The organism is Salinicoccus kekensis, from assembly GCF_900220995.1.
Taxonomy (GTDB): Bacteria; Bacillota; Bacilli; order Staphylococcales; family Salinicoccaceae; genus Lacicoccus; species Lacicoccus kekensis.
Genome location: NZ_OBQF01000001.1, coordinates 746,485 through 772,238 on the forward strand (window position 1 = coordinate 746,485; position 25,754 = coordinate 772,238).

General features: G+C 50.4%; 23 protein-coding genes. 3 read left to right on the plus strand and 20 right to left on the minus strand.

Annotated elements, in window-relative coordinates; genetic code table 11:
• Positions 1–65: 65 nt before the first annotated feature.
• From CRN96_RS03715 to CRN96_RS03770, 12 genes are all read right to left on the minus strand, one after another.
• On the minus strand, positions 66–1,631 hold the full coding sequence (locus CRN96_RS03715) for an AbgT family transporter (protein ID WP_097039271.1): 1,566 nt from the start codon (positions 1,629–1,631) through the stop codon (positions 66–68).
• Between the two features lie 163 nt (positions 1,632–1,794).
• Positions 1,795–3,066 carry an NADP-dependent isocitrate dehydrogenase gene (gene icd, locus CRN96_RS03720; RefSeq protein ID WP_179647105.1) on the minus strand — a complete coding sequence of 424 codons (1,272 nt, stop codon included), beginning with the start codon at positions 3,064–3,066 and terminating at the stop codon, positions 1,795–1,797.
• A gap of 34 nt (positions 3,067–3,100) precedes the next feature.
• Entirely contained in the window at positions 3,101–4,216 is a 1,116-nt protein-coding gene (locus tag CRN96_RS03725) for a citrate synthase (protein WP_097039275.1), read from the minus strand.
• A gap of 255 nt (positions 4,217–4,471) precedes the next feature.
• The gene (locus CRN96_RS03730; protein ID WP_097039277.1) at positions 4,472–5,248 is read right to left on the minus strand and encodes a hypothetical protein; all 777 of its coding nucleotides are present in this window, start codon (positions 5,246–5,248) and stop codon (positions 4,472–4,474) included.
• A gap of 109 nt (positions 5,249–5,357) precedes the next feature.
• Positions 5,358–7,118, minus strand: coding sequence for a pyruvate kinase (pyk, locus tag CRN96_RS03735; RefSeq protein WP_097039279.1), 1,761 nt, complete (start codon positions 7,116–7,118; stop codon positions 5,358–5,360).
• 12 nt (positions 7,119–7,130) lie between these two features.
• On the minus strand, positions 7,131–8,090 hold the full coding sequence (gene pfkA, locus CRN96_RS03740; protein ID WP_097039281.1) for a 6-phosphofructokinase: 960 nt from the start codon (positions 8,088–8,090) through the stop codon (positions 7,131–7,133).
• A gap of 110 nt (positions 8,091–8,200) precedes the next feature.
• A complete protein-coding gene (locus CRN96_RS13435; RefSeq protein WP_097039283.1) occupies positions 8,201–9,154 on the minus strand; it encodes an acetyl-CoA carboxylase carboxyltransferase subunit alpha in 954 nt (317 codons plus the stop codon).
• A complete protein-coding gene (gene accD, locus CRN96_RS13440) occupies positions 9,154–10,008 on the minus strand; it encodes an acetyl-CoA carboxylase, carboxyltransferase subunit beta (RefSeq protein ID WP_097039285.1) in 855 nt (284 codons plus the stop codon). The genes CRN96_RS13435 and accD overlap by 1 nt, the downstream gene beginning before the upstream one ends.
• Before the next feature lie 27 nt (positions 10,009–10,035).
• A complete protein-coding gene (locus CRN96_RS03755) occupies positions 10,036–10,449 on the minus strand; it encodes a FadR/GntR family transcriptional regulator (protein WP_097039287.1) in 414 nt (137 codons plus the stop codon).
• A gap of 3 nt (positions 10,450–10,452) precedes the next feature.
• A complete protein-coding gene (gene ystJ / locus CRN96_RS03760; RefSeq protein ID WP_097039289.1) occupies positions 10,453–11,682 on the minus strand; it encodes an NADP-dependent malic enzyme in 1,230 nt (409 codons plus the stop codon).
• Between the two features lie 71 nt (positions 11,683–11,753).
• The gene (locus tag CRN96_RS03765) at positions 11,754–14,894 is read right to left on the minus strand and encodes a DNA polymerase III subunit alpha (protein WP_097039291.1); all 3,141 of its coding nucleotides are present in this window, start codon (positions 14,892–14,894) and stop codon (positions 11,754–11,756) included.
• A gap of 15 nt (positions 14,895–14,909) precedes the next feature.
• Complete coding sequence (locus tag CRN96_RS03770) at positions 14,910–15,818, minus strand: DHH family phosphoesterase (RefSeq protein WP_097039697.1); 909 nt, start codon at positions 15,816–15,818, stop codon at positions 14,910–14,912.
• Positions 15,819–15,959: 141 nt separating this feature from the next.
• On the opposite strand from CRN96_RS03770, the gene CRN96_RS03775 reads away from it, so the two are divergent.
• Complete coding sequence (locus CRN96_RS03775) at positions 15,960–16,316, plus strand: YtpI family protein (protein WP_097039293.1); 357 nt, start codon at positions 15,960–15,962, stop codon at positions 16,314–16,316.
• A 395-nt stretch (positions 16,317–16,711) separates the two neighbouring features.
• Here CRN96_RS03775 and CRN96_RS03780 read toward each other — a convergent pair whose 3' ends face one another.
• The 4 genes from CRN96_RS03780 to cysK form a co-directional block, all read right to left on the minus strand.
• Positions 16,712–17,977, minus strand: a complete 1,266-nt coding sequence (locus CRN96_RS03780; RefSeq protein WP_097039295.1) for a DRTGG domain-containing protein — start codon at positions 17,975–17,977, stop codon at positions 16,712–16,714.
• Between the two features lie 82 nt (positions 17,978–18,059).
• Positions 18,060–18,743 carry a metal-dependent hydrolase gene (locus CRN96_RS03785; RefSeq protein WP_097039297.1) on the minus strand — a complete coding sequence of 228 codons (684 nt, stop codon included), beginning with the start codon at positions 18,741–18,743 and terminating at the stop codon, positions 18,060–18,062.
• A 56-nt stretch (positions 18,744–18,799) separates the two neighbouring features.
• Positions 18,800–19,312 carry a GNAT family N-acetyltransferase gene (locus tag CRN96_RS03790; protein WP_245844531.1) on the minus strand — a complete coding sequence of 171 codons (513 nt, stop codon included), beginning with the start codon at positions 19,310–19,312 and terminating at the stop codon, positions 18,800–18,802.
• 216 nt (positions 19,313–19,528) lie between these two features.
• Positions 19,529–20,446: a cysteine synthase A gene (gene cysK, locus CRN96_RS03795; protein WP_097039299.1), complete on the minus strand. Its 918-nt coding sequence runs from the start codon at positions 20,444–20,446 to the stop codon at positions 19,529–19,531.
• Between the two features lie 125 nt (positions 20,447–20,571).
• Between cysK and CRN96_RS03800 the strand changes: the two genes are divergently transcribed.
• Positions 20,572–21,150 carry a hypothetical protein gene (locus tag CRN96_RS03800; RefSeq protein WP_097039301.1) on the plus strand — a complete coding sequence of 193 codons (579 nt, stop codon included), beginning with the start codon at positions 20,572–20,574 and terminating at the stop codon, positions 21,148–21,150.
• Between the two features lie 36 nt (positions 21,151–21,186).
• Here CRN96_RS03800 and ald read toward each other — a convergent pair whose 3' ends face one another.
• The gene (gene ald, locus CRN96_RS03805; RefSeq protein WP_097039303.1) at positions 21,187–22,299 is read right to left on the minus strand and encodes an alanine dehydrogenase; all 1,113 of its coding nucleotides are present in this window, start codon (positions 22,297–22,299) and stop codon (positions 21,187–21,189) included.
• 159 nt (positions 22,300–22,458) lie between these two features.
• Here ald and CRN96_RS03810 point away from each other — a divergent pair, with 159 nt between their 5' ends.
• On the plus strand, positions 22,459–22,980 hold the full coding sequence (locus tag CRN96_RS03810) for a universal stress protein (protein WP_097039304.1): 522 nt from the start codon (positions 22,459–22,461) through the stop codon (positions 22,978–22,980).
• A gap of 51 nt (positions 22,981–23,031) precedes the next feature.
• On the opposite strand, the gene CRN96_RS03815 is transcribed toward CRN96_RS03810, so the two are convergent.
• The 3 genes from CRN96_RS03815 to CRN96_RS03825 all read right to left on the minus strand — a co-directional run bounded on the left by CRN96_RS03815 (position 23,032) and on the right by CRN96_RS03825 (position 25,736).
• On the minus strand, positions 23,032–23,487 hold the full coding sequence (locus tag CRN96_RS03815; RefSeq protein WP_097039306.1) for a hypothetical protein: 456 nt from the start codon (positions 23,485–23,487) through the stop codon (positions 23,032–23,034).
• 135 nt (positions 23,488–23,622) lie between these two features.
• Entirely contained in the window at positions 23,623–24,813 is a 1,191-nt protein-coding gene (locus CRN96_RS03820; RefSeq protein WP_097039308.1) for an acetate kinase, read from the minus strand.
• Between the two features lie 8 nt (positions 24,814–24,821).
• Entirely contained in the window at positions 24,822–25,736 is a 915-nt protein-coding gene (locus CRN96_RS03825) for a class I SAM-dependent methyltransferase (RefSeq protein ID WP_097039310.1), read from the minus strand.
• Positions 25,737–25,754 lie beyond the last annotated feature (18 nt).

The following is a 25,754-nucleotide window of genomic DNA, read 5'->3' on the forward strand; positions in this document are numbered from 1 at the left end:
ACATGTCTTAAATTGATAATGAAAAGAAAAAAGACACAGTTCACACTGTGTCTTTGAAAAACCATCTAACCCGGATAATGAATCGGTGCATTCGGACCGAGCGGCAGGCCTGTGAGCATCCAGACGATCAGCATCAGGCTCCATACGACCAGGAAGAAGATTGAATACGGCAGCATGACCGAAATCAATGTACCGATGCCGATGTTCCTGTCATATTTCTGCGCAAATGCAATGATGATCGCAAAGTATGTCATGAGCGGCGTGATGATGTTCGTCGATGAGTCCGCGACACGGTATGCCATCGTCGTCAGTTCCGGTGAATAACCGAGCTGCATCATGATCGGGATGAATATCGGCGCCATCATGGCCCATTTGGCGCTGGCACTTCCGACGAACAGGTTGATGAACGCCGTGACCAGGACGAACCCGACAATCAGCGGGATGCCCGTCAGATTCATGTTCTCAAGCAGATCCGCACCGTAGACGCCGATGACCAGACCGAGGTTGGATTCGTTGAAATAGGCGACGAACTGGCCGGCTGTGAAAGCGAGCACTATGAACATGCCCATGCCTGCCATCGTCTTCGTCATCTGGTTTGCGACATCTTTATCGTTTTTGATGGAGCGTGTCACGATGCCGTAGACGAGTCCCGGTATGAAGAAAAGGATCGCTATGATCGGCACAAGTGCATTCATGAACGGCGACTGGATGATCGTGTCGAGGTATGAACCTTCGTCCCCGCGCATCGGTGAAGCCGGGAAGGCGACGAGTGAAGCTGCAAGTATCAGCCCGATGATGACCGAGATGAACGCCAGCAGCAGTCCTCTTTTTTCAAGCTTCGTAAGCGGCGCCATATAGTCCTCTTCCTCTTCGTCCGTATCGACGCCTGCGCCGAGGGTGAATTTCCCGAGGCGCGGTTCGACGATCTTATCCGAGACGAACCAGCCGACGAGCGTCAGTACAAAGACACTCACTGCGATGAAGTACCAGTTCATCGCGACGTTCATCGTTTCGGCATATGCAGGATCGATCGTTGCGGCTGCTGCGGTGCTGAGTTCTGCGAGCATCGCATCGGTCCCGCTCAGGAACAGGTTCGCAGAGAACCCTGCTGATACACCGGCGAATGCTGCGGCAAGCCCTGCAAGCGGATGCCTGCCGAGCGCAAGGTAAATGACCGCACCCAGCGGCGGCAGCACGACATAACCGGCATCGGATGCAAGTGAAGACATGATGCCTGCAAAGACGAGACCGCCTGTGATCAGGCTTTTCGGTATGGATAAAACGAATCCGCGGAGTGCTGCACTGATGAGGCCCGAGTGTTCCGCCACACCGATTCCGAGCATGGTCACAAGGACGACGCCGAGCGGTGCGAAGTTGATGAAATTATCAGTCATGTTGAGGAATATGTAGTTGATCCCTTCCGCACTCAGCAGGTTCGTGACTGCAACTGTACCTTCCTCACCCGGATGCTCCACCGACACTTCGAGTGCCGAGAAAATCCAGGAGCCGATCAGTGTGAGGCCTGCCAGTATCGCAAACAATGTAACGGGATGCGGCAGTTTATTGCCCAGCCACTCTACAAAGTCGAGAAATTTTTGGAAGAAACCATTTTTTCTTTTACCATTTTCCATTCTTTCCTATCCTCCCAAAATATAAAAGTGGTCTTAATAAAAAGACAACGCGTTAAAGTATATATGTTTGCGGCACTGTTTTCAAATAATTTTCACGATTATCTCCGGTAAACGAATAAAAGGCACGGCTCAATTTGAGCCGTGCCTTCATATGATATTTGGATTATCCCATATTTTTAACGAGTTCTTCACCGAATTCAGAACACTTGACTTCCTCTGCACCGTCCATCAGGCGGGCAAAGTCGTAAGTGACGACTTTGGAAGCGATTGTTTTCTCCATGGATTTCGTGATCAGTTCAGCTGCTTCGGTCCAGCCGATGTGCTCGAGCATCAATACTCCTGAAAGGATGACGGATGAAGGGTTCACTTTATCCTGTCCTGCGTATTTCGGCGCCGTACCGTGCGTCGCCTCGAAGATCGCATGTCCTGTTTCATAGTTGATGTTCGCACCAGGCGCGATGCCGATGCCGCCGACCTGTGCTGCAAGCGCATCGGAGATGTAGTCGCCGTTCAGGTTCATCGTCGCTACGACACCGAACTCTTTCGGACGCAGCAGAATCTGCTGTAAGAAGATGTCCGCAATGGAATCCTTGATGATGATCTTGCCTGCATCTTCAGCTTCGCCCTGGGCTTTATCAGCTGCTTCACGGCCGTCTTTTTCAACGATTTCATCGTATTCTTTCCATGTGAACACTTTGTCGCCGAATTCCCTTTCGGCAAGGTCGTAACCCCATGCCTTGAACGCGCCTTCTGTGAATTTCATGATGTTGCCTTTGTGGACGAGCGTCACAGACGGACGATTGTTGTCGATCGCATAGTTGATTGCAGCACGCACCAGGCGCTCGGTGCCTTCTTTTGAAACAGGCTTGATGCCGATGCCTGAAGTTTCAGGGAAGCGGATGTTCTCAGAACCCATTTCGTTCTGGATGAAATCGATGACCTTCTTGACTTCGTCCGTACCTTCCTGGAACTCGATGCCCGCATAGATGTCTTCAGTGTTTTCCCTGAAGATCACCATGTCCGTCTCTTCCGGACGCTTCACCGGTGAAGGTACGCCGTCGAAGTATCTCACCGGGCGCAGGCATGTGAACAGGTCCAGCTTCTGGCGCAGCGCAACGTTCAATGAACGTATGCCGCCGCCGATCGGTGTCGTCAGAGGTCCTTTGATCGCGATGAGGTATTCATTGATCGCATCCAGTGTATCCTGCGGCAGCCACTCGCCTGTTTTGTCATATGCCTTCTGACCTGCAAGCACTTCTTTCCATTCGATTTTCTTTTCGCCGTTATATGCTTTTTCAACAGCACCGTCGAGTACCTTCTGTGCTGCATTCCATATATCCGGCCCCGTGCCGTCACCTTCGATGAAAGGGATGATCGGGTTGTTTGGTACAGTCAAGTTTCCATTGTTTGTTGCGATTTTTTCGCCAGCCATTATTTATTCCTCCAGATTATATTGTAAGTTTTTGATGTTATCTATTTTCAATCGGTTCGTATTTTCTGTCTGTTGCACCGACATATTCAGCCCTCGGTCTGATCAGCCTGTTGTCGGCATACTGTTCCAGTATGTGGGCCGTCCAACCTGAAGCACGGCTCATTGCGAATATTGGTGTGAAAAGGTCGGATTCAATGCCCAGTGAATGATAGACCGTCGCACTGTAGAAGTCCACGTTCGGCAGCAGGCCTTTTTCCTCTTTGACGATATCTGCGATTTTGGTGGAGATATCGAACAGCTCACTGTAGCCACTTTCGTCTGTGAGTTTCTTCGACATCTCTTTCAGATATTTCGCCCTTGGATCCCCGTCTTTATACACTCTGTGGCCGATTCCCATGATTTTTTCCTTGTTATCAAACTTTTTCTGTAAGTAACTTTCTACATTTTCGATGGAACCGATCTCTTTCAGCATCTCCATGACTTGTTCGTTCGCACCGCCGTGCAGCGGCCCCTTGAGTGCGCCGATCGCAGCAGTCACACCGGAGTACACATCCGATTCCGTCCCCACGCAGACGCGTGCAGTGAAGGTGGAAGCGTTCAATTCATGATCCGCCTGCAGCACGAGCACTTTATTCATCGCCTCTTCCTCGACATCCGTCGGCGCCTCGCCGTTCAGCATGTAAAGGAAGTTCGCAGCATAGCTCAGGTCCTTTTTAGGCTTGATGGCTTCCTTGCCGTCCCTGATGCGTGCAAATGCAGCAACCAGTGCAGGCATCTGCGCCAGGATGCGGACCGCTTTGTTCTTTGATGCCTCCATCGAGCTGTCCTCGGCATTTTCATCAAAGTGTGCCGAAAGTGACACTCCAGTCCTTAAGGCTGACATGGGATGTACTTTATCAACCGGGTATAATTCAAAATGCTTATGGATGTTGTCATCCAAAGTCATCAAATTGAACAATTCATCAGTGAATGAATTCAATTCCTGCTGATTCGGCAGCTTATCATTCCACAGCAGATAAACCACCTCTTCAAACAGTGCATTTTCAGCAAGATCGTCAATTTCATATCCACCGTACGTCAATTGTGACCCGATGATGGAACTGATCTTGGAATCAGCAACAACTACCCCTTCTAAACCTTTGTTTTCAGGCATTTTAAATCCTCCTCTAAATTACTATTACTAATATTCATAGTTTCATTCATTATATCAAATTATAAAGTATTGTGAATGAATGATTATAAGGTACAACCTTGTGAAAGCATTTACAAAAACGCTTCCAAACGTTGCGGTCAAAGCTTTTATGCATTCTTTATGCATTACAAAGCTGTATGATAAGAAACGTTTAATTATCTTATGATAAATGATAAGTTTTCATTATAAAAGACCAATCATTGAATGATTGGTCTTTTACATGCCGTTCGGCTTTTCTATGACAGGTATATTATTGACATCTTCAATCGTCATGCTTGAAGACAAGTCGATCTCTTCGCCCCCGCTCACCAGCACGGCCGTCATTTCGCCGCCAGTGTAGCGGTATTCTTCGTCGAAAGTCAGATTGATCTCACCGGAGATGTCCTCAGCCGCCTGCAACAGTCCGCTCATCTCATCGGTCAGAAGATTTTCAGCATCCTCCATGTCTTCAATCTGCACGGTCAGTGTGTAGCCTTCATCCGTACCCGCCGCTTCACCGGAACGGTAAGGATCCAGCTGGCTGATCAGGTCGCCGTACGTGGTGCCCCCTATATCGGGCGCTTCTGGCTGCTGTTCCATTTCATGCCCGCTGTATATATGGTAGCTGTCATCCACGATGTAATGGGTCACCGTCGCATCATCACGGTTGATCTCCACCTTCAGTTCATTCTGATCACTGTGGGTCGTGATCGTCCGGATGGATTCGGACATTTCATCACCTTCAATCATATAAACCTGGTTAAGTTCATAGCTGTCAGTCTCCCCCCATTCCTCCTGGGCGGAATCGATCAATTCATCTGCTGAAATTGCAGGTTCTTCATCGGCATCGGGGCTTTCTTCAGATTCATCGGATGTTTCTTCGGCTGTACCGTCTGTACCGTCCGCCTCATCCGTCTCTTCACCGGAATCCGCAGGCGCCTCTTCATCCCCGTTGCAGGCCGATAGTATCAGTAAAAAAGCAAATATGATCATCAATAAAAAACGCATCTTCATATGAACACCTCAGAATCATTATACCAGTGTAATTTTAAGAGGGAAACAATAACTTCATCAAAAAAATGCCCGCCGGCTTGAATGAAGCCGGCGGGTGCATCTTAACATCTTAAAGCACGTTCGCATGTCCGCTGTAGATGGAATGCTGTTCTGCATCTATCGTCACCAGCTTGCCATCCTCCAGGACATCGAATGCTTTCGCAGCACCGACAATCGTCGGAAGGCTGAGGTTCAGCCCGATGATCGCCCCGTGTGAAGTCAGTCCGCCCTCCACCGTGACAAGACCTGCCGCTTCTTCGAGGAGCGTCGTCATCTCCGGCTCCACAGACTGGAGCACGACGATTTTATCCTTCAGCTCTTTTGTTTTCAGTTCCTCAAGATCACGCGCCGTGACGACTTCCCCCACGGCACTCCTTCTGCCGATACCCTGTGCCTTCAGTATCACATCGCCCACGACATGCAGCTTCATCAGATTGGTCGTCCCTGCATGCCCGGTCGGTACACCGGCGGTGATGATCAGAAGGTCCCCATTGTTCGCATAGCCTTTTTCAAGGGTGACGGCAACAGAGGTGTTGAGCAGTGTATCCGTATCCTTCGTCGCATCCTCCACAATCGGATGGACACCCCAGACGAGCTCAAGCTGCCTTGCGACATATCCGTAAGGGGTGACGGCGATGATATCTGCGTGCGGGCGGTATTTGGAAATCATCCGTGCCGTATGGCCGGATTCCGTCGCAGCGACGATCGCCTTGGAGTTCAGATTCAGTGCCGTATGGGCGACGGAAACGCCGATCGCCGTGACAAGGTTCGTCTGCTGCACTTTCGTCCGCTCCGACAGCAGCTTTTTATAATCCTGTGCCTCTTCGGCCGAAACCGCGATTGAGGCCATCGTCCGCACCGCTTCCACAGGGTAGTCGCCCGCCGCCGTCTCACCGCTCAGCATCACGGCATCCGTGCCGTCGTAGATTGCGTTCGCCACATCACTGGCCTCGGCACGGGTGCAGCGCGGATTCACCTGCATTGAATCGAGCATCTGTGTGGCGGTGATGACCGGCTTGCCGATGATGTTGCATTTTTTGATCAGGTCTTTCTGGACCATCGGCACTGTCTCCGGCGGGATTTCCACACCAAGATCTCCGCGCGCCACCATCAGGCCATCCGATATTTCAAGGATGGAATCGATGTTATCGATCCCCTCCTGGTTTTCAATTTTAGGAATGATGTTGATATGTGTCGCATCATGCTTTTCAAGGAGCTCGCGTATTTCAAGCACATCTTTGTTCCTTCTTATGAAGCTTGCCGCGATGAAATCCACTTCCTGTCCGATGCCGAAAATGATGTCGCCTTCATCCTTTTCCGTGATGCCCGGCAGATTGACCGATACGCCGGGGACGTTTACGCCCTTTTTATTTTTAAGGATACCGCCGTTCAGTACCTCGCACAGTATTTCATTGGATGATTTATCGATGTTCTTTATCTTCAGTTCGATCAGCCCGTCATCCAGCAGGATCCTGCTGTCGGAATCGACATCATCGATCAGTCCGGCATAAGAAATCGAGAATTTCTCGGAAGTCCCGATGACTTCCTCCATGCTGACGATGATGTCCTGACCCCTCTTCAGCTCGATCGCACCATTTTCCATCGAATGAGTCCTCATTTCCGGCCCTTTCGTATCCAGCAGTATGCCGATCGTCTTATCCAGTTTTTCTGCGACTTCACGGATGTTTTTGATGCGTGCTGCATGTTCCTCGTGGTCGCCGTGTGAAAAGTTCAGCCTGGCGACATTCATCCCCTCATTCATCAATTTCTCGAGCATTTCCGGTGATTCTGAAGCTGGTCCGATGGTACAGACAATCTTAGTGTTCCTCATTGAATGATCCTCCTAAATTGATAACTCTTGTGATAACTTGTATAACGCCCTGTCGATCTGATGTTCCTCTTCAAATATCTTATCAAATTTCGTCTCGATCAGCCTGTTGTTCTCTATGCCCACCGCGCAGCCGGAAACACCATCCTTCAAAAGATCCACCGCGAATGCACCGAGCCTGGATGCGAGCACCCGGTCGTTGCCGGTCGGCTTGCCCCCGCGCTGCATATGGCCGAGCACACTCTCCCTCGTATCGACATTGATGTACTTCCTGAGTTCTTTGCCGCAATCCTGTGCAGACATCACGCCTTCCGCAACGATGATGATCGAGTGTTTCTTGCCCCGGTTCATCCCGGCCTCGATACGTTCCGCCACCGCCTTGATGTCGGATGCATCTTCAGGGATGAGGATCGTCTCGGCACCGCCTGCTACACCCGCCCAGAGGGCAAGATCCCCGGCATCCCGGCCCATCACCTCGATGATGAACGTGCGCTCATGACTGGTCGCGGTGTCCCGTATCCTGTCCACCGCATCCACGATCGTATTCAATGCCGTATCGAAGCCGATCGTGAAATCCGTGCCGTTGATATCATTATCTATCGTCCCCGGGACGCCGATTGTCCGGATGCCTTCACCGTTCAGCCTCTCGGCCCCTCTGTAGCTGCCGTCGCCGCCGATGACGACAAGGGCGTCGATCCCATGTTTCTTCAGGTTTTCGACCCCTTTCTTCCTGACGCCCGCATCGATGAACTCCGGACATCTCGCAGAGAAAAGCTTCGTCCCTCCCCTTTGGATGATGTCGCCGACATCCCCGAGTTCAAGCTTCTCTATATTATCCGTGATCAGACCCTGAAAACCCTGGTAGACACCATAAACTTCATAGCCTTCAAAAATGCTTTTTCTTACAACCGCACGGATCGCCGCGTTCATGCCGGGCGAATCCCCGCCGCTTGTCAAAACTGCAAGTTTCTTCATAATTAGTCCCCCATCTGGTACTTACTTTAAAAATATCACATACCCTTTATTCTAGCCATTATTTATCATTACAAAACTTGGCGCACAAAAAAAGCAGCCCTGTGGGCTGCTTAAGTCTGTTCCTCATATTCACCGATTGCCATGTACTTTTGGAACCTGTCCTCGACCAGGGCATCACCCGGCAATTTCCTGAGTTCCTCAAGATAATCGGCCAATGTTTCATCAAGGCTCCTGAATACATATTCCTTATCGTTATGCGCGCCGCCGTCCGGCTCCTTGATGACCGCATCGGCGATGCCGAGCGCCTTCAGGTCGTCCGCAGTGATCTTCAAGGATTCCGCTGCGATCTCTTTCAGGGAGGCGTCCTTGAAAAGTATGCTCGCGGCACCTTCCGGTGAAATGACCGAGTAAGTCGCGTTTTCAAGCATCAGAAGACGGTTGCAGACGCCGAGCGCGAGTGCGCCGCCCGAGCCGCCCTCACCGATCACGATGCTGATCACAGGCACTTTAAGGCCTGCCATTTCGACCAGGTTGCGCGCAATGGACTCGCTCTGCCCGCGTTCTTCCGCGGCTTTCCCCGGGTATGCACCTTTCGTGTCGATGAAGCATATGACCGGCCGGTTGAACTTGTCCGCCTGCTTCATCAGCCTGAGTGCCTTCCTGTAGCCGTCGGGATGGGCCATGCCGAAATTGCGCCTGATGTTCCCTTTCGTATCCCGGCCCCTCTGATGGCCGATGACCGTGACGGGAGTGCCTTTATACATTGCAATCCCGCCGACGATTGCTGCATCGTCGCTGTATACCCGATCGCCGTAAAACTCGATGAAGTCATCGAACAGTGTCTCGATATACTCGAGGGTCGTCGGTCTGTGGACATACCTTGCGATCTCAACCCTCTGCCACGGCGTCAAATTCTCATAAATCTCTTTTTTCTTCTCTTCCACCTTGTCCTCAAGGAAACTGATCTCCTTGGAGAGGTCCAGCTTATTCTTCGCCGCATACTTCTCCAGTTCCTTGATCTTGTCCTGAAGTTCCTCCAGTGGTTTCTCAAAATCGAAAGCCATTATTCCACCTCGCTGTGCATGGATAAAATCCGACTTAAATAGTCGCGCATGCTGCGTCTGTCCACAACATCGTCGAGCTGCCCGTGCTTCAGTAAAAATTCGGCAGTCTGGAAATCATCCGGCAATTTTTCTTTGATTGTTTCCTCGATGACCCTGCGGCCGGCAAAGCCGATTAGGGCGCCGCTTTCGGCTAGGTTGATGTCACCGACCGAAGCAAAGCTCGCCGACACACCGCCGGTCGTCGGATTGGTCATGTAGGCGATATAAAGCAGCCCTGCACTGCTGTGCCGCTCCACTGCAACGCTCACTTTCGCCATCTGCATCAGGGAGATGATGCCTTCCTGCATTCTGGCACCGCCGCTTGCCGTGAAGACGATGACGGGCAGGCGCTCCTCTGTTGCATGATTGAACGCACGCGCGAGCTTCTCACCGACTGCCGAGCCCATGCTGCCCATGCGGAACCGCGCATCCATGATGGCGATCACCACAGGGGAGCCGTCCAGGGTGCCTTCACTCACAATCACAGCTTCATTCAGCCCTGTTTTTTCCTTGTCGCTCTCAAGCTTCGATTCGTAGTTCGGAAAATCCAGAGGGTTCACCGAAGTGACGCCTTCGAACAGTCTTGTTTCCGAACCTTCATCAAGGAGGGCCTCCATCCTGTCCGTACTCGAGATCATCAGGTGATGATCACAGTTCGAACAGACATTCAGCCTTTTATACAGCTCTTTTGAATATAGTATCTTTTTGCAGTTTGGACACTTCGTGATGATCGATTCATTATTTTGGAACACGCCGGGTTCCTCTTTAGTGTCGTTCACTTTTTTATTCAACTTGAAAAATAAATCCCTTAGCATATTTGAATTCCCCATTTATAACACAGCTTACCGTCCTGTATATTTTTTTAAGATGACATAGATCTTTCTCATGATCTTGTTGTCGTATGTGAGGACAGTGTCTTCACTGCCAGTTTTCCTGTCCACGTATTCTTCCATCATGTGCTGGACTTCACCGAGTTCATGCCGCTGCTTATCCGTACGGATCAGATATTTGGCGATCAGTTCGAACAGCTGATGGCTGTCGATGTCTGCAAGGTAGGTGCCTTCGCCTCTCCTGACATAGATGATGCCGAGGAATTCCAGGGCCCTCAATGCTTCGCGGACACTCTGCCTGCTGACATTCAGATTTTCACTTAAATATCGTTCACTTGGAATCTTTTGTCCGACCTGGATGTCTTTAGAGTCTATGATTGCATATATTTCCTCTATAACAGCTTCAAGTCCTTTTTTCTCACTCATATTTTACTCCGATTCTGTTAATTCGAGCGTTCTGTCATAAACGTACTGAGGATCCACCTTGATCCTGCTCACTCCCGAATGCATCGCCGCTTCAGCGACCGCTTTTGCGACCGACGGCGCGACAAGGGGGTTGAACGGATCGGGGATGACATATTCGCTGCTCAGTTCATCTTCCGGAATCAGGTCCGCGATTGCACGCACCGCCGCCTTTTTCATTTCCTCATTGATATGGGTCGCACGCACATCGAGCGCCCCCCTGAAGATGCCCGGGAACGCAAGCACATTGTTGATCTGGTTCGGGAAATCACTGCGCCCCGTACCGATCACGCCGGCACCTGCAGCCAATGCCTTATCCGGCATGATTTCAGGGTTCGGGTTCGCCATGGCGAAGATGATCGCTTCATCCGCCATCGATTTCACCATTTCCTCCGACAATGCATCGGCCACAGAGACACCGATGAATACATCCGCACCTGCAATCACTTCTTCAAGCCGGCCTTCAAGATTGTCCATGTTCGTGTACCGGCTGATTTCTTCCTTGATGGGGTTCATCCCGTTCGGGCGCCCTTCGTAGATCGCGCCTTTCGAATCGCACATGATCATATCCTTGACGCCGAAGCTGTGGAGAAGTTTGACGATGGCCACACCCGCGGCACCTGCACCATTCAGGACCACTTTAATGTCCTTGAATGAACGGTCCGTCAATTTCATTGCATTCAGCAGGCCGCTCAAAGTGACGATCGCCGTCCCATGCTGATCATCATGGAAGACGGGGATGTCCGTCTCCTTTTTCAGGCGCTCTTCGATTTCAAAACAGCGCGGGGCGGAGATGTCTTCGAGGTTGATACCGCCGAAGACCGGGGTCATGAGTTTCACCGTATTGACGATTTCATCGACATCATTCGTCTTCAAAGCGATCGGAAAAGAATCGACACCTGCAAATGACTTGAGCAGCACGCTTTTGCCTTCCATCACCGGAAGGCTCGCCTCTGCGCCGATGTTGCCGAGGCCGAGTACCGCAGAACCGTCCGTCACCACCCCGACGGTGTTCCCCTTGATCGTATAATCGAACAAAGTCCTCGGGTCTTCATATATCTCCTTGCATGGCTCAGCCACCCCGGGTGAATAGGCCAGACTCAAATCTTCTTTCGTTTTCAGTTCGACTTTCGAAGTTAAGCTGAGTTTTCCCTGGTTGATCTTGTGCATGTGCAGTGCGTCATCTCTTAAAGACATTCGATCATCTCTCCTCACGTGGTGGTCATACCACTGTATATTATCAAATTATATTACTTTACACAACAAACTTACGACATAAATCTTAAATCCGACGGTGCGATGATATTCTGGAGGTTTACGAGGCTCGCCCCGGCCACCCTGCCCAGTATGCGGTTTTCTTCAAATGAAAATACCGTTATGCCGGACTCCCCCAGAAGGTGGTCGAAATCGTATTTATCTTGATTCCTTACATAAATCTTCTTGACCCGCTTCAAATAATCTTCTTTGAAGCTCTCCAGTTCCTCCACTTTTTCCACGATCATCTGCGGCTGCCCTTTCCTTTCATCGAGCTTCCCCCTGATGACAAGCGCTTTTTCGGCGAGCTTCTGATGTTCCGTGAAATAGACGCTCGGAAAAATCACCGCGTCCATATCGCTGATGCCGTCCGTGATTTTGGCAAATGCCATGTTCTGGCCCTTTTTCGTCTTGATGACCTTCAGCTCTTCGAAAAATACGAGATATGTGCCGTATAATTTCTGCTGGCTGAAAAGGTTGAACGGGATCGACTGGTTCTCGCGCTGGAGCAGGTTGATCGGATGGCTGGATAAGTAGAAGCCGAGTGATGCCTTCTCCCCTTCGATCTTCTCCATCTGGGACATCTCTTCCACATATTCATATTCCTTTTTGACATTGAAGCCGAGTGCGCTCAGGAAGGATTCATTTGAAAACTCCTCTGCGTTGATATCCTTCAGGTGGGCCATCGACTGGAGCATGGTTTTGCGGTTTTCCTCAAAACCGTCCAGCGCCCCCGACAGGATCAGGTTCCTAAGCACCTTCTCGGACAGGTTCGCCTCCACCCGGGTCTTCAGGTCGTATATATCCTTAAACGCCCCGTCCTCCCTCGCCTTCAGTATGGACTCCGCGGTTTTATAAGTGACGCCCTCTATCATGCCGAGCCCGAGCCGGACGCCCTTCTCCGCCGTGTTGGCGTATCTTGAGCGGTTGATGTCCGGCGGATGCATGCGCACCTTCAAAAGTTTCATCTCTTCAATCAGTTCATTGATCTTTCCATGGTTGCCGATGTTCTGCATCAATATGACCGAATAAAAGATATCCGGATACCGCGCTTTGATGTAGGCCATGATGTAGGAGACTTTGGAATACGCGACGGCATGGCTTTTCGGGAAGCCGTAATCGGCAAACTTCAATATCAGTTCAAAGATATGTTCTGCGAGCGACGCCTCATAACCTTTATCTTTTGCGCCGTTTATGAAGTTCTCCTTTTCCCGAAGGAGTGTCGGCCGGTCCTTTTTACTCATCGCCCGCCTCAGTATATCCGCCTGTGCGTAGGTATAGCCGGCGATCCGGCTTGCGATCTGCATGATCTGCTCCTGGTAGACGATGACACCGTTCGTCTCCCGCAGTATGTCCTCCAGATCTTCGTGTGGATACGTGACGGTTTCCGGACGGTGCTTGCCGCGCACGAAGTTCGGAATCTCCCGCATCGGGCCCGGCCTGTACAGGGCGAGCACCGCGGCAAGATCCATGAAGGCGGTCGGCCGCACTTCCCTCAGCACATTGCGGATGCCGGCGGATTCGAGCTGGAAGACGCCGAGGCCGAGACCGTGGCCGAGCATCTTATAGACCCTCGGATCCTCCTCGAGGTTGTGGATGTCGATCTCGCCGCCCCTGTACCTGACCATATTCACCATCCTTCTGATCAGGGAGAGGTTCCTGAGGCCAAGCACATCGATTTTGAGAAGCCCGGCCCCTTCCACTTCGTTCATCGGCCACTGGCTGATCGTATGCCCTTCGGTGAACATGATCGGGATATTCTCCGTGAGCTTCGCCTCACTGACGAGCACGCCTGCTGCATGTGTGGATGCATGCCTCGGCAGCCCTTCGACGGAAAGGCAGATGTCCCGATAGAGCTTATACTTGTCATCCCCCGCCATCAGCCTTTTGAAGGCGTCACTGCTGAATGCCTTATCAAGCGTGACATTCAGCTCCGGACCGATGATGTTTGCGATATATTTCAGTTCCTCGTCACTGAATTTCAGGACCCTGCCGACGTCCCTTGCCGCCATCTTTGCACTGAGTGTGCCGTATGTGATGATGTTCGACACATTCATCTGCCCGTATTTTTCTATGAGATAGCTTACGACCTTGTCCCTGTTCGTATCTTCGAAGTCGATATCGATATCCGGCATCGTCACACGTTCAGGGTTTAAAAAACGTTCGAACAGCAGGTTGTATTTGAGCGGATCGACTTCGGTGATGTTCAACAGGAACGAAACAAGGCTCGCACTCGATGACCCACGGCCCGGACCGACGTAAATGTCATTGTTCTTCGCATAGTTGACGGCATCACTGACGATGAGGAAGTAATCGGAATATCCCATGCTTTTGATGACGTCGAACTCATACTCGAGCCTCTCGGTGTATGCTGCACTGCCGTCCGTCTTCTCCTCGAGCTGCCTGTTGAGCCGGCGTCGGAGGAATGCATCAGAATCATCATTTTCGGGATGCGGGAAATGCGGCAGCGTCGTGCGCACTTTCGGCACGGACACATTACATTTTGCGGCGATCTCTTCATTCACCTGGAGGAACGGCTGCACATCCTCCCCGATATCCTCTTTTTTCAATATGTATTCTTCCCCGGAGATTTCAGTCAGCTCATGGAGCTCCAGCCGGTCATTGTCCCGGATGGCATTCAGCACCTTCAATGCTTTTCTGTCCTCTTTTTGCATATAACGTGAAGTATGGATGAAGGCACGTTTATACTCAGTGTCCTGGATGGTATGGGCTGCATACCTGTCATCCCGGTCCGTCGGAAGCACATCCAGTAAAGCCGTGCCTGCACCGGATTTGGCGATGCAGACACAGCCCTGGACATTTTTGAGGAAGAAGTCTCTCGGGGTTTTTGTGATGCTTTTATAGGAAAGCATCGCAGAGATCCTGATGAGGGAGCGGTAGCCCTCCTCATTTTTTGCAAGCAGGATGAAGGGGATGCCGCCGAGGCCGTCGTCGACGAGGATCTCCATCCCCGCAAGCGGCTTGATGCCGTAAGCGGGTGCTTTGGCCAGCAGTTGGTAGATGCCGTGCATATGATTGAGGTCCGTCACGGCGACGGCCGTCTGGCCATCTTCTTTCAGAAGATTTAAAAGAGGATCAATTTTGATGTTGCTGTTCAAAAATTCGTAACTTGAATGGACGTTAAAATTGATCATTTCATCCCCTCCTGATCATTTCTTTTTCATTTTTTCTTCAAGTGCCTGGATGAGTGTGTCGATCTCATCCTTATGGTCCAGTTTGACGCCCGAGGCGAGCGGGTGGCCGCCGCCGCCGAAATCACGTGCCACATCATCGATCACCGTCGATTTCGAACGCAGTCTGATCCTGATTTCATCCTCTTCCTCGATCGCCATGAACCAGACGTCGACTTCATCGAGGTCCCTGTAAAGGTTGACGCTGAGGCTCGCTTCATTGCTGCTCACCCCGAATGCCTCCAGATCCTCCCTGCTGACGAAAGTGTAAAGCAGCCCGCTTGGGCGCAGGGTGAAGTTGCTGATCAAATGTCCCTTGAACCTGAAGGATTCAATCGATGTCTTCTGCATCTCCTGAATCAGCCCGGTCGCATCGAACTCATACTTCTTCAGCTCCGAGACGACGAAATGCGTCCGGCTTGTCGTATTGTTGAACAGAAAACGCCCGGTGTCCCCGACGATGCCCATATACAACAGCTTCGCCGATTCATCATTGATATAATCGTTCTCAAAGCCCCACATATTCGCAATCAGATAAAGCAGTTCAGAAGTCGAGGAAACTCCCGTCTCCACGAGGTTGATATCCCCGAATGGATCGAAATCGGGATGGTGATCGATCTTTATCACTTTGGCGCCTTCCGGGAGCTGACCGTCGATGCGATCTTTATTCGCGGTATCCACCACGATGCAGAGCGCATCCTCACGCGCTTCCGCTTCATCCATCTGTCCGAGGAATGAAAGGCTCGGTTCATCCGTCCCGAGTGCACTGACGTTCTTGTTCGGGAAGAGTTTCCTGATGATCTCCTTTAAGCCGAGCTGGGCACCGTAGGCATCGGGATCCGGCCTGATGTGCCTGTATATGAAGATGTCTTCATGCTGATTGATCATGTTCAGGATTTCCTTATAATTCTCTTTCAAAGATGTTAATTCATTTATATAATTTGTGTGCAAAATATGATCTCCCCTTAAAAAGATTTGACGCAGGTAATTACCAAATATTATACTACATGAGGAATGGAGTTGTAACTGATGGAGCTAATGTATCAAATCATCGTCTCATTACTTGTCACAATACTGCTCGTCTCCTTTTTCATGTTCCTGGTTTATAAAATCAGGCAGATCAGGACCAACCGTGAAGTGCGGACCGTTTACTACAACAGCATTTCCAGGATCTGGCTCGGCATCCTCATGGTCTCTTTCGGATTGAATTCAATCGTCCAGTTCGGCACGGCCGTCTCCTACATAGTCGGCCTCCTATTCATAGCCGTCGGCGCCTACAACATCTGGTATTTCAATAAAGCCCGACGGAAATTCAAGGCCAACCTCCCGATCGAGGAAAAAGCATGGGAAGAATTTGAAAAGAAGAAGAAGACAAGTACCAAATGAACCGGCAGGGATGCCGGTTTTTTATTTGCTTGAATTGCCGTCTGCCATTTCCGATCTGGACTGCTGTTCAGCGGTCCTGTGATCGGATTTGATCTGATTTTCCGATTTGCAGGCCGTTTTTCAGGTACTCTGATCGAATTCCTTTGACATTTCCGATTTGCGGGCAACTTTCCAGTCCGTCTAATCGGATTCTTAAGCCATTTCCGATCTGCAGACTATTTTCCAGACGCTCTGATCGGTTTCCTCTGACATTTCCGATTTGCGGGCAACTTTCCAGTCCGTCTAATCGGATTCCTCTGCCATTTCCGATTTGCAGACTATTTTCCAGACGCTCTGATCGGATTCCCCAACTAATTCCGATCTCATCCATGATTTTCCGAGGCCCTGATCGCTTTTTATTTGAAATACTGCACCATGAGACCGACTTTGCTGTAGAGCACACCGTCGCTCATCGTCTTCACTTCCATCTTGATATACTGATCGCCGATGTCCAGGATTTCACCATTGAGCTGGATCGCCTGATTGATCTGGACGAGCTTCAGATTCGTCATTGCCAGCGAGTCGATGTGATAATTCTTGATATCGCGTTCTTTGGCCACCATCATGACCATCCTTTCGACGAGGCGCATGAAACCGGCCTGTGTCAGCGTGCCGAATTCATCGGTCATGAAAGGCATCACCTTGATATGCAGTTCATTTTCCCTGACGGTGATCTCACGGTCGATAATCTCCTCGGTCGACATGCCCGTCTGCAGCGTATGGGGTGCCACATCCTTGAAGACTTCCCGCCGGTGGACGACGCCGAGAAATTCGTGTGAATCGCCGACGACCGGGATGATGTTCAGCTGGTGCCATGTCATCATCTGCCTCATGCTCTGGATCGTCGTATGTGCCGGCACATGGATGTCCTGATACAGATATTTCTTATAATTGCTTTTATTGATATTGGGCAGATCCCGGGACTCTACGGTGCCGAGGAACCTGTCGCCGTCAAGCAGGAAAGTGACGGATTCGCCGGGGACGAAGCGGGAGCGGTCCGCCTTCATATCCATCGCATACCCTTCCTGCTTCAGCATCAGATCATTCGCCGTCGTCACTTCGTTGATCAGTGACAGGCTGTACAGCTCACGATGGATGAGCGAGGCGATCGAAAACGTATCATGCTCGGTTGAAATGACCGGGACTTTATGCGCTTCCGCCTTCTTCAGTATTTCCGGGCTGGCGCCGAAACCTCCGGTGATCAAAATTCCTGCACCGCTGTTGATCGCCCTGAGCTGTGCATCTTCCCTGTTTCCGACGATCAAAAACGCACCATCCTCCAAATATTTTCCGATTTCCTCAGTCCGCATCGCCCCGATGATGAAGCGGCTGATTTCACGGTCCAGATACTGGCGTCCCGTCAGCACCGCCCCCTGGATGACGCGGTTCACCTGGTCGAACGTCAGATCGCCGACGATATGATCTTCTTTCTTGATGACTCTGATCGTCCCGACGCGCTCGATGGTCTTGACGAGCCCCTCCTCTTCAGCCAGCTTGATGGCACGGTAACTTGTGCCTTCGGACACACCGAGGTGGCTTGAGACCTGGCGGACGGAAATCTTCGTCCCTTCCGGCAGCCCTTTTATGTATTCTATTATCTTCTCCGCTTTCGTCTTCGTCATAATATCACCCCGTTCCATTATACCGCTTTATCCGCAAAATAAAAAAAGACCTGCCGGAGCAGGTCACCTAAAATGATTTCATTTAAAAGTTGACGGAGTCGCCTGGTTTCAGCACCTGGCAGTCCGCATCCACCTTGTCCTTGAATTGTTCCGCATCCACTTCGATCGGCGGGAACGTATTGTAGTGTATCGGCACAACGGTCGCAGGCTTCACCAGCTCATTGACTGCATATGACGCATCATCAATTCCCATCGTGAAGTGGTCACCGATCGGCACGAACATCAAATCGATCGGACCATTGACATCGCTGATCAGTTTCATATCACCGAACAGGCCCGTATCCCCCGTATGGTACACCGTCTTGCCGCCGATGTTGAAGATCAGGCCCGTCGGCATGCCCGTATACTGGATGGTGCCGTCTTCCTGTGTAAAGCTCGATGAATGGAACGCGTGGACCATCTTCACGGTGCCGAATCCGAAATCATAGGTGCCGCCGATGTTCATACCCACTGCGTCCACACCCTGGGCGTCCAAAAAGTCTGCAAGCTCGACAGGTGCAACGACCGTCGCATCATTTTTCTTCGCAATCTCGACCGTATCCCCCACATGGTCATTATGCCCATGGGTCAGGATGATGTAATCCACTTCCACATTTTCGACTTCAAGATCCGTAAGTCCATTGCCGTTTATGAATGGATCGACGATTGCTTTCTTCCCGTCATTTTCGAACATTACTACAGAATGGCCATGAAAACTGATATTCATGAATTTTTCCCTCCAAGAGATTTGTTTATTTACCCTCTTCCCTTAACCACTTGCCGTTAATCATCATACACCGTATTGAAAATCCATTCTTTGAACAATAAAAACCGCTCTTCCGTTAAAATATCAGGAGCACTCATCAGCACAAGCGGCACGCCTTCATGACCGCCGTTGATCACCGGCTGGATGTAGCCGTATTCTGAAAGGTGATAACCGTTCCTTTCATAGAACGCTACCCGCCTTCTCTGCAACTCGTCTTCAGGCGGCTCCACTTCCAGAATGACGGGCTTATCGCTCAGGTCATGATAGGCACGGAGGAGTCTTGTCCCTGTACCGGCGCCCCTCGCATGCGCACTTACCGCGAAATGTTCGACGAAGCGGTGGGCCGGTGCGTCCCACTCCGCGATAAAGCCCTTGATCTCCCCGTCTTCCCTCAACCCGTACAGGCGGTAGGCCTCCACATCAAGCAGCTGCCTCTGCCCTTCCTTCGTCCGGATTTCACTTTCGGGAAAACTGCTCTCCATAATGGCATAGACCTCTTCAAAGTCCTCTTTCTTCAGTTCTTCAAGCATATATAAACTCTCCTTCAGACGGACTGCGTCCTCCTGTTGAATCTGTCCGGAAAATCAGACAAAATCCGGATACAGCCTCAAATACAGAGTGAGCCCTCCGGATTTTCGCCCTCTTTCCAGACGGCGCACCACAAATCAAGCCGCCCATCCGGATATAAAAGAATAATCCGGACGGATGCACTTTATTGCGCATTCCATCCGGATCGGCATCTGCCTTTATTCGATCAGTCCCATGCTCAAATATCTCTCACCGGAGTCCGGTGCGATGCAGAGCACCCGCTTGCCTTTCCCGAGTTTTTGGCCGACCAGAATTGCTGCATGCACTGCGGCAGCGGCGGAAGGGCCGACAAACAGGCCTTCTTCTTTTGCGAGACGCCTGAACATGTTCACGGCATCATCGTCATCGATCTGGATAATCTCATCATAAACATCTTCGTTCAGTATGACCGGTATGAATCCCGGGGAGGTCCCGACCAGTTTGTGCTTGCCGGGCTTGCCGCCGGATAATACCGGTGAGCCGCTCGGCTCCACCACTGCGACGTGGAGTCCCGGAAGTTTCTCCTTCAACGTTTCACCGGTGCCGGTGATGGTCCCGCCCGTCCCGGAAGTCGCAACGAATGCATCCAGGTCGCCTTCCATCTGCTCCATTATTTCAAGGGCGGTCGTCGTCCTGTGGATATCCGGGTTCGCATAGTTTTCAAACTGCTGCGGTATGAAGGCATTTGGAATTTCTTCTTTCAATTCCTCCGCTTTCCTAATCGCACCTGGCATCTTTTCCTCACTCGGCGTGAGCACCACTTTGGCGCCGTAAGCCTTCAGCAGATTGATGCGCTCTTCGGTCATATTGTCCGGCAGCACGAAAATCGCCTTGTAGCCTTTCGCGGCGGCATTCATCGCAAGACCGATGCCAGTGTTGCCGCTCGTCGGTTCGATCAATGTATCCCCCGGCTTGATCAGACCATCCTCTTCAGCCTGTTTGATCATGCTGAAAGCAGCACGGTCCTTCACACTGCGTGAAGGGTTGAACATCTCGAGTTTCACGAAGATGTCCGCACAGTCATCAGGCACGACTTTGTTCAGTCTTACGGCGGGCGTCCCGCCGATCAATTCCGTCATATCATTATATCTTGTCATGTTTATCACCTTTAAGTTAGAGTCATACAGAGTATATAGCAAAACATTTTGCATATCAAACAAGTAGGAATTACTCCTCCGAAAAACACTCTTCAATTATGTTAATATTATCTCGAGGTGAAAAAATGAAAACAATATTCCACAGTCATGATTTGAATACAGATCATCAGTCCGTCGTCATGTCCCAGCACAATCTCAATGCACCGAACCCTGTGCTTCCGGACATGCTGAAGGCTTTGAAACCTGATATGGAGATTTTTGCGAGCGTCAACCATCAGGAGGAAGATGATCCGTTCATGCATAAAAATATCGTCTTTGAAACAATCAAACATTTCACGTCGGCAGACGGGTACATTACAGATCAGGTGTTCACGGACCGGCACCACCATCTGGATTCCATGTTCGTGAGTGAGCTGTCGAAGCTGATCGGCGACAAACATTTCATCATCGGTCCGGATTTTGCGAAGATCCCCTACTTCAGGCAGAGCCACATACTCGATGAACTGATCGAATATGATGTATCGGGCGTGATGTACGACCTCCGCGGCACCGACTTCAAAAACTACAACGAGCTGCAGCCCCTGGCCAAACTGAAGATACACGCCAAAAAAAGAATCCAGATCATTCCGGTCGTCGAATCCCCGGAAAGGCAGGAGGAGCTTTTAAAAAGCATTCCATTTGAAATCGTCTATATACACGCATAATAAAATCGGGATGCCGTAAGCATCCCGATTTTTCATTTACAGCAGTTCATTTATATCTTTATATTCGAGGTTCTGCGCTTCTGCGACAGCCTTGTAAGTCACATGGCCGTCGAGCGTATTGAATCCGCCGAGCAGCATCGGATTGTCTTCGGCCGCCTTCTTATACCCCTTGCTTGCGATCTGGACACCGAGGTTCATAGTGGCGTTCGTAAGCGCGATCGTCGACGTGCGTGGCACAGCGCCCGGCATGTTTGCAACCGCGTAATGGACGATGTCATGTTTGACATAAGTCGGATCATCATGGGTCGTGACTTTGTCGGTCGTTTCAAAGATGCCGCCCTGGTCGATCGCGATATCGATGACCACCGATCCCGGACTCATTGATTTCACCATCTTCTCACTGACCAGCTTCGGTGCTTTTGCCCCCGGGATCAGTACCGCGCCGATGACCAGGTCACTTTCTTTGACGGCATTTGAGATGTTCATTGGGGAAGACATCATCGTCTGCACTCCGGAGCCGAACAAGTCATCCAGTTCCCTCAATCTCTGAGGATTCAAGTCGAGGACGTTCACCCTTGCACCAAGGCCGATCGCCATCTTGGCGGCATTCGTACCGGCCATGCCCCCGCCGATTATCGTCACCGTCGCACGCTCCACCCCCGGAACGCCTGCGAGCAGTATGCCTTTTCCGCCTTTGGTCTTCTGTAAGAATTCGCTTCCAATTTGTGTGGCCATGCGTCCGGCCACTTCACTCATGGGCGCAAGCAGCGGCAGTGAGCCGTTCGGTGCCTGAATGGTTTCATAAGCAATCGATACGACCTTTTTATCCAGCAGGGCTTTAGTCAGCTCGACTTCAGACGCCAGATGGAGGAATGTATATAAAATCATGCCTTCTTTGAAATAATCATATTCTTCCTTCAAAGGTTCCTTGACCTTGACGATCATCTCGGCATCCCAGGCCTCATCTGCAGAATCTGCAATTTCGGCGCCGGCATCTATGTAATCCTTATCTTCAAAATAAGAGGCAGATCCGGCACCGGTTTCAACCTTCACGGTATGGCCCGCATTGACGAATGCATGGACGCCCCCGGGTGTGAGTCCTACCCTGCTTTCATTATTTTTTATCTCTTTAGGTACCCCGATTATCAATCTAAAACATCTCCCTTCTGTATTGCATCAATTGTATCACGAGTTTTTAAATTCGTCATGATTAATACATATAGATTATTGTCAATTTTCTCAATTCTGGGTATAATATAAGTAAGGAAGACATTTTACATCATCGTTTGATGAAAGGGGTTACACAAAATGATAGAATACAAAAACTTTTTAATCGCCGTCGACGGGTCCAGGGAAGCAGAATGGGCATTCCATAAAGCACTCGGCGCAGCAAAACGTAACAACGCGAGACTGACTATCATTAATGTCATCGACACTCGTTCATTTGCATCTGTTGAAGCATACGACCGTTCCATCTCAGACCGTGCAAATGAATTTGCCAAAAAATTATTGGATGGATATGAATCACTGGCCCATGAACAGGGTATCAAAGATGTAGACAAGATTATCGACTATGGTTCCCCGAAAGCGATCATTCCTAAAAAAGCAGTTGAAAAAACAGGTGCGGACATCATCGTCTGCGGTTCCTCGGGTCTTAATGCGGTGGAAAGGTTCATCGTGGGCTCGGTTTCCGAAGCGATTGTCAGAAATGCACGGGTTGATGTTCTGGTCGTCAGGACTGAAAACATCCCGACAGACTTCGAAACGACCGTTGCGACGGAAGAGCTCGTTGCCGAAGGCCAGGAAATCGACGAAGAAACCAACCGTTAAAATTTCAAATGAAAAAAGCCCTGAAACTAAGGGCTTTTTTTAATTCCACTTCTATTCATCATGAACATACTTTTCGCCCAGCAGGTTCACCATCACCATGTCCGCAAATTCTGCATAGCCCATGCTGTTGATCTCCCACGTACCTTCAACCACATACACTTCATCATCTGTATATTTATCAAGTGGGAGGATGTACCTCTCATCCCGGACACTCACTTCCAATGCGTCCACCGAGCCTGTGTAGGAAATGACGATGTTTTCCCTGATCCCGGATATATTGATGGAAGTATCGAGCGCATCATCCCCGCCTGAATTGATATGCAAATCAATATCCTTTCCTTCAAAGCTCTTTTTATAGTCCTTAATTTCTTCAAGGATGCGGTCAAGCAGCTTTTGGCCTGCCTCATGGTTATTCTCAGTGCTTTCAACCTCCTCGGTAGTTTCAGCATCTTCATTCTCGTCTTTAAGCTTTTCATCGAACTTATTTATTATCTCTTCTCTGTTCAAAATGATTCCTCCTTAGAAAGTCATCTGTTTTGCTCTTATGTATATTTCCCCATTTGGGCCGGAACAAACCATTGTCATTGGAAATAAAAAATCACCCCAGCCGGTGACTGGAGTGATTTGAGATGGTGACACCTTCTACATCCCGGAGATGCGCATGACATCCCTTGCGATCATGAGTTCCTCGTTCGTCGGTATGATGAGGATCTTCACCGGGGAATAAGGATAGTTGATGAACTTTTCCTTGCCTCTCACATCATTTAAGGATTTATCGAAATAAACACCCATGAACTCGAGGCCTTTCAGCACTTTTTCGCGTATGATGTCGGAGTTCTCGCCGACGCCTGCCGTGAAGATGATCGCATCGAGGCCGCCCATTCTCGTTGCATAGGACCCCATGTATTTATGGATCCGTTCGCCGAAGACGTCCAGTGCGAGTTCAGCACGCTGATTGCCTTTCCTCGCCTCTTCTTCGATATCGCGGAGGTCGCTTGAAAATCCGCTGACTCCGAGGAGGCCGGATTCTTTATTCAGGACGTTCAGCACTTCCGTTGCGGTTTTGCCTGTCTTTTCCATGATGAACGGGATGAGTGCCGGGTCCAGGTTCCCGGAGCGGGTCCCCATCGTGACGCCGGCAAGCGGTGTGAAGCCCATGGACGTGTCGATCGACTCTCCGCCCTTCACCGCTGCGATGCTCGCGCCGTTGCCGAGGTGGCAGCTGATCAGCTTCAGTTCCTTCAGCGGCCTGCCGAGCATCTCACTTGCCCTCTGGGTCACATACTTATGGCTTGTACCGTGGAAGCCGTACTTCCTGATGCCGTATTCCTTGTAATAATCGTAAGGCAGACTGTATAGATATGAGCTTTCCGGCATCGTCTGATGGAAGGCGGTGTCGAATACAGCCACATGGGGGACATCCGGAAGATGCTCCATGAATGCCCTGATGCCCATCAGGTTGGCCGGATTATGGAGCGGTGCGAGTTCACTCAGGTTCTCGATCTTCTCCACCACTTCATCCGTGATCAATACGGAGTCATCAAAACTCTCCCCGCCATGGACCACCCTGTGGCCCGAGCCGACGATCTCATTGATGTCGGCGACCGCGCCATGTTCAACCAGCTCTTCCAGCATGAGGTCGACCGCTTCTTCATGCGTCTCAAAATTCTGGTTCCTGGAGATCCTCTCACTGCCGACCGTAATGGAAAACACGCCATCATCCATGCCGATCCGCTCGACCAGCCCTTTGGCGATCTCGGTCTCTCCGGGCATTTCAAAAAGCTGGAATTTGAATGAGGAGCTTCCTGCGTTGACCGCTATAATTTTAGCCACATTTTCACCTACTTTTTCTTAACAGCATATTTATCGTGCCATGCATCCGTCCTGTCGAGGAACAGTTTCATCTGTTCTGCATTTTTGAAATCAGGCACATCTCCGAGGAGCACTTCAATGTCCTCAATTGGTTTATATCCTTTTTTCAGGACAATAATCGATTTATGCATATTTTCCGTCTTGAACAAAGTATCCGGCAGGTTCAAAAACATCAGCAGCGTTGCTTCTGTCGATATATACTCTTTGATCGTCTCATTATTTTCTTCCAGGATATTCGAAGGTACGACGAAGATGCCGATGCCGTCCTCCTTCACGTAATTCATTGCCGCTTCAAGCATCAACAGGTGTGCAAAGCTCCTGCCTTCTTTGAAGGCTGTGGTAAACCCTTCGACATCGAGCGGATAATATCCGATCGGAAGGTCTCCGACAGCGATATCCATTTCACTCAGCATGGCAGGTTCGATGATGTTCTGAGGATAGATGTCCATCGGAACTTTGAGGAATTCGCATAATGCAACGTTGAAGCGGGCAAGCACCGGATCCACTTCCGCACCGTACAGGTTCACGTTTTCTGCATGTTCCCTGATCGTCATCGACAGATGGCCCGTGCCGCTGCCTGCATCGAGCACATTGATTCCATCCTCCTCTTTGAAGAGCTCGACAAGGTGTGCGATGAGGTAGCCGATCGAATCCGGCGTCAGCTGATGGTTCGGCTGCACGCTTTCTTTATTCAGCTGGTAAAGGTATGCAAACTGCACACCCTTCCTCATATCCGCATAGGCATACTTGCCTTCATCAATCTGGATCGACAGCAATGCTTCAGACATCGCTTCAATCCGCGACATGTCACTGTTTTCCTTTAAAACTGCTTCGGTCTGATCTACGATCAGCTGGTAAACTTTCTCCAAATCACTTTTCGCCATTATATCCCCACTTACATA

What these genes read in the sequence shown, in the direction of transcription:
- pyk (WP_097039279.1), bottom strand. Translation starts at nt 7,118, where the DNA reads ATGAGGAACACTAAGATTGTCTGTACCATCGGACCAGCTTCAGAATCA.
- CRN96_RS03790 (WP_245844531.1), bottom strand. Translation starts at nt 19,312, where the DNA reads ATGCTTGAAGAACTGAAGAAAGAGGACTTTGAAGAGGTCTATGCCATT.
- CRN96_RS03765 (WP_097039291.1), bottom strand. Translation starts at nt 14,894, where the DNA reads ATGATCAATTTTAACGTCCATTCAAGTTACGAATTTTTGAACAGCAAC.
- CRN96_RS03810 (WP_097039304.1), top strand. Translation starts at nt 22,459, where the DNA reads ATGATAGAATACAAAAACTTTTTAATCGCCGTCGACGGGTCCAGGGAA.
- CRN96_RS03800 (WP_097039301.1), top strand. Translation starts at nt 20,572, where the DNA reads ATGAAAACAATATTCCACAGTCATGATTTGAATACAGATCATCAGTCC.
- CRN96_RS13435 (WP_097039283.1), bottom strand. Translation starts at nt 9,154, where the DNA reads ATGGCTTTCGATTTTGAGAAACCACTGGAGGAACTTCAGGACAAGATC.
- CRN96_RS03725 (WP_097039275.1), bottom strand. Translation starts at nt 4,216, where the DNA reads ATGCCTGAAAACAAAGGTTTAGAAGGGGTAGTTGTTGCTGATTCCAAG.
- CRN96_RS03775 (WP_097039293.1), top strand. Translation starts at nt 15,960, where the DNA reads ATGGAGCTAATGTATCAAATCATCGTCTCATTACTTGTCACAATACTG.
- ystJ (WP_097039289.1), bottom strand. Translation starts at nt 11,682, where the DNA reads ATGTCTTTAAGAGATGACGCACTGCACATGCACAAGATCAACCAGGGA.
- CRN96_RS03755 (WP_097039287.1), bottom strand. Translation starts at nt 10,449, where the DNA reads ATGAGTGAGAAAAAAGGACTTGAAGCTGTTATAGAGGAAATATATGCA.
- CRN96_RS03785 (WP_097039297.1), bottom strand. Translation starts at nt 18,743, where the DNA reads ATGAATATCAGTTTTCATGGCCATTCTGTAGTAATGTTCGAAAATGAC.
- CRN96_RS03770 (WP_097039697.1), bottom strand. Translation starts at nt 15,818, where the DNA reads ATGATCAATCAGCATGAAGACATCTTCATATACAGGCACATCAGGCCG.
- CRN96_RS03825 (WP_097039310.1), bottom strand. Translation starts at nt 25,736, where the DNA reads ATGGCGAAAAGTGATTTGGAGAAAGTTTACCAGCTGATCGTAGATCAG.
- accD (WP_097039285.1), bottom strand. Translation starts at nt 10,008, where the DNA reads ATGCTAAGGGATTTATTTTTCAAGTTGAATAAAAAAGTGAACGACACT.
- CRN96_RS03730 (WP_097039277.1), bottom strand. Translation starts at nt 5,248, where the DNA reads ATGAAGATGCGTTTTTTATTGATGATCATATTTGCTTTTTTACTGATA.
- cysK (WP_097039299.1), bottom strand. Translation starts at nt 20,446, where the DNA reads ATGACAAGATATAATGATATGACGGAATTGATCGGCGGGACGCCCGCC.
- CRN96_RS03715 (WP_097039271.1), bottom strand. Translation starts at nt 1,631, where the DNA reads ATGGAAAATGGTAAAAGAAAAAATGGTTTCTTCCAAAAATTTCTCGAC.
- CRN96_RS03780 (WP_097039295.1), bottom strand. Translation starts at nt 17,977, where the DNA reads ATGACGAAGACGAAAGCGGAGAAGATAATAGAATACATAAAAGGGCTG.
- pfkA (WP_097039281.1), bottom strand. Translation starts at nt 8,090, where the DNA reads ATGAAGAAACTTGCAGTTTTGACAAGCGGCGGGGATTCGCCCGGCATG.